5 protein-coding genes are annotated in these 3,383 nt (G+C 73.8%); 3 read left to right on the top strand and 2 right to left on the bottom strand.

All coding sequences use genetic code 11. The annotated features are described in order from the left end of the window. The 3 genes from JF597_RS00055 to JF597_RS00045 all read left to right on the top strand — a co-directional run. The coding region (locus tag JF597_RS00055) for a YceI family protein (protein ID WP_293986445.1) at positions 1–143 on the top strand (143 nt) is incomplete at its 5' end. Positions 144–265: 122 nt separating this feature from the next. Further along, on the top strand, positions 266–484 hold the full coding sequence (locus JF597_RS00050) for a hypothetical protein (RefSeq protein WP_293986443.1): 219 nt from the start codon (positions 266–268) through the stop codon (positions 482–484). A 24-nt stretch (positions 485–508) separates the two neighbouring features. Further along, positions 509–730: a hypothetical protein gene (locus JF597_RS00045; protein WP_293986441.1), complete on the top strand. Its 222-nt coding sequence runs from the start codon at positions 509–511 to the stop codon at positions 728–730. Positions 731–967: 237 nt separating this feature from the next. Here JF597_RS00045 and JF597_RS00040 read toward each other — a convergent pair whose 3' ends face one another. Then, a complete protein-coding gene (locus JF597_RS00040) occupies positions 968–2,365 on the bottom strand; it encodes a hypothetical protein (protein WP_293986439.1) in 1,398 nt (465 codons plus the stop codon). Positions 2,366–2,414: 49 nt separating this feature from the next. Continuing rightward, positions 2,415–3,383 (bottom strand): glycoside hydrolase family 3 C-terminal domain-containing protein (locus JF597_RS00035; RefSeq protein ID WP_293986437.1); only part of this gene is annotated, 969 nt, incomplete at its 5' end.

Raw genomic sequence — 3,383 nt, 5'->3', positions numbered from 1 at the left:
AGCGCGTGGGCTTCGAGGGCAAGGCGGAGATCAAGCGCTCCGACTGGGGCCTGACCTGGAACGCGGCCCTGGAGACGGGCGGCGTCCTGGTCTCCGAGAAGATCAAGCTGACCTTCGACATCTCCGCGATCAAGAACGCGTGACCCCGCCGCCGGGGATCAGCGGGTGCGCCGGTCTGCCGCCGCGTCGGCAGACATCGCTGATCGGACGGCCCGGGTTCCGGTCGTACCGCTGCACGGGCTCGTGGGTGCCGGAGGCGTAGAGCGTGGTCGCCGGCCTCCGCACCGGGCGCATGATGCCGCGCGTCCTCGGCGAGGACGTTCCCGTGCACGTCCCACACCTGGGCGCCGCTGAGCCCGCGGCGCCTGCGGGGTCGTACTCCCGCATCATGGACCGTATGACCAACGCTCCCGACTGGATCACCGTCGCGTCGTACGAGAACGTCGACGGCCGCCCGACTCCCCTGGCCGCCGTGCGGGCTTGACTGCGGGACCGCGGGATCGACTGGATGCCCTTCGTCGTGGCGCGCGAGGTGCGGTTCGGTCTCGCGTGCGGGCCCGGGGACGACGGGCGGTGGCGGGGGTGGTTCACCGTGGAGGTGACGGCCGAGGCGTTGTGGCGGCTCGGATTGCACCCGAGCCAGCCGTCCGCCGTGCTCGACGGTCCCTCGCCGCCGGGATGGTGGCATGCCGCCGGGGAGCGGTACGCCCTCACGCGTCACGCGTCCTGAGCGGCACCGCTCCCGACGGTCGCCCAAGTCGCCCATCCGTCCCGGCACTTGGCCGACCGGCTTCCGGTGCCGCCGCCCGCCGCTTCGCCACCGGCAGTACCCACCACGCCGATGCCGCCGTGCGCGCCGCGAGGCGGGTGGGCGGAAGGCTCGTCGGGTCCTGACGGAACCGGCCGAGGAGTTCGCCCGAGGACCCCCGCTCCTCGAGCGCCGGAGGAGCTGAATGAGCCCGAGCGGTCAGAAGCCGCCTCCCCCGAAGTCCCCTCCCCCTCCGCCGAAATCGCCACCGCCTCCGAAGTCGCCGCCGCCCCCGAAGTCACCGAAGTCCCCGGAGCTGAAGTCCGAGCCCGAGAGGTCGCCGCCCTCGTAGCCGCCGCCGAAGTCGCCGTAACCGGAGCCGTAGTCGGCCGCGTAGGCGGGCGTGGCCATCATGCTGCCGAGGACCGTGCCGACCAGCAGGCCGGGCAGGAGGCCGCCGCCGAAGTAGCCACCGGCCCAGGGGCCGTAGGCGGGGCCCGCGTCCCAGTAGGGGCGGCGGCCCAGGTCGGTGTCGACCTCGCGCATCACCGGGTCGCGGCCGTCGGCCAGGCGGGTGGCGTCCGCGGCGCAGACCGGGACCTCGCGCGGGGCCCCGCCCGGCGGCGTCCAGGTGGCGTCGGTGACGGAGGGCCCGTGGCGGGGGTCGAAGAAGCAGGGGACCCGGCGTTCGGGAAGCGCCCGGCCCTCGCGGCGCGCGGCGAGCTGGGCCAGCGAGAAGCGGCCGTCCTCCAGGGCCTGGGTGACCGCCCGCACGTCCTCGGGTCTCGTGGCCGCCCCCATCGCCGACTTCGCCTGCTCGTACGCGTCCAGCGCCCGCTCGTAGTCCGCGCGCATCGCGTCGTCGGCGCCCGCCTCCGCGGGGTGGAAGTCCAGCCGGTCCAGTTCCTCGCCGAACGCCGTGATGTCCTCGTCCACCACCACCCGCAGCTTCTCCAGCGCGGCCCGCTGCTCCTCCGCGTGCCGGCGCCGGTTGCGCCGCACCAGCGTGTACGCGCCCGCGCCGCCGGCCACGAGCACCGCGCCGACCGTGATCAGTGCCGTGCTCGACACCCCGCCGCCGTCGTCCGCGGACCGCCAGGTCGAGGGGGCCGAGCCGCCCATGTTGGTGACCGCGGCGGCGGTGAAGTCGGTCAGCTGGGCACGGGTGTCCTCGCCCTGGACGGTCGTCACCAGGTTCCGTACGGCCTCCTTCGGCAGGACCGCGGAGTCGGCGCGGGCGTCGAAGGCGTCGCCGAGGCGGACCGCGTAGACGCCGGTGATCCCGGTCGCCGTGCGCAGCTTGGTGAACAGATCCTGCTTCGGGTAGTCGGCGGGCAGCACCGCGACGAACAGCGGCTTGTCAGCCTTCGTGATCCGGTCCGCCAGAGCGGTCGCGTCCTTGGCGGACAGCTGGGCCGCGGCGGCCGGATCGACGTAGACGGGGCTCTTGCGGAGGGCCTGGCCGATCGCCGAGACACTCGTCACGGTGGTCGCGTTCGTCGTGGCGGAGGCGGGCGGGGCGCCCGCCGCCAGGACGGCCACGGCCGCGAGCACCAGGGCGAACAGCAGCCCCGGAAGGCTTCGGGTCCGTACTACGGCCTGCGCGATGGCCTTCATACTTCGAAGCTACCCGAAGCCCTCCGAAAGCGACCTCCCCGGCCGCCCCTCAGGCCGCCCGATACGCCTCCGTCAGCTTCCGCACCGCCTCTCCGTAGCGGCCGGTCAGAAGCAGGTGATCGGCGGCCGCGAAGGGCGCCGCGACAGCTGCGGCCATCCGCCCGTCCGCCTTCCGCTGGACGATCAGCCGGGCCTTCTCGACGAGGGCGCGGCCCAGGTCGTCGGCGCCGGCCCGCTCGGCGACCCTGGCCGCGGCCCCGAGCGCCTCGAGAGCGGCCGCCCCGCCCTCCGGGACCTTGGTGAGTGTGGTCAGGCCCCAGCCGTACGGGAACTGCGGGTCGTACGTCGGGTCGCCCACGTTGACCGGCAGCTGGGCCTCCGACCTGGGCCAGGTGACGGGGAGCCGGCCGGTGAAGGGGCGCTTGCCGTACAGGACGTCCGCGACACCGTCGCCCTCGGTGCCCGGCAGCCAGGAGGCGACCAGGGCGTCGATGTCGCCGAGCCGGTCGCCGATGAGCTGCGGACGCCCGGAGACGATCAGCACCGCGCACTTCATGGCCGTGCACACCTTGTCGACGGCGGCCCGGTCGGCCGCGGACAGCTCCAGGTCGTGGCCGTTGCCGACATCCCCGACACCCTCGGCGTACGGGGTCTCGCCGACGACGACCACACCGACGTCGTAGCCGCCGGTCGGGGCAGAAGCGTCCTTGGAGTACGTCAGCGCCGCGGAGTTCCTGCGCATCGCCTCCAGGATCGTCGTGCCAGGCGTGATGTCACCGGAGGCTCCCTGCCAGGTGACCGTCCAGCCGCCGCTCTGGTTGCCGATGTCGTCGGCGTTGGACCCGGCGACGTACACCTTCTGCGACTTCTTGAGCGGCAGGAGCCCGCCGCTGTTCTTCAGCAGCACCTGCGACTCGGCGGCCGCCTGGCGGACCACGGCCCGGTGCCCGGCGGACCAGATCCTCGAGGCGCCGCTCGTCTCGGCGTACGGCTTCTCGAAGAGGCCGAGCCTGAACTT

It is taken from the genome of Streptomyces sp., assembly GCF_019510245.1.
In the GTDB taxonomy this organism is placed as follows: Bacteria; Actinomycetota; Actinomycetes; order Streptomycetales; family Streptomycetaceae; genus Streptomyces.
Note: the sequence above shows the minus strand (reverse complement) of the source record. Positions and strands in the feature narration are given on the sequence as shown.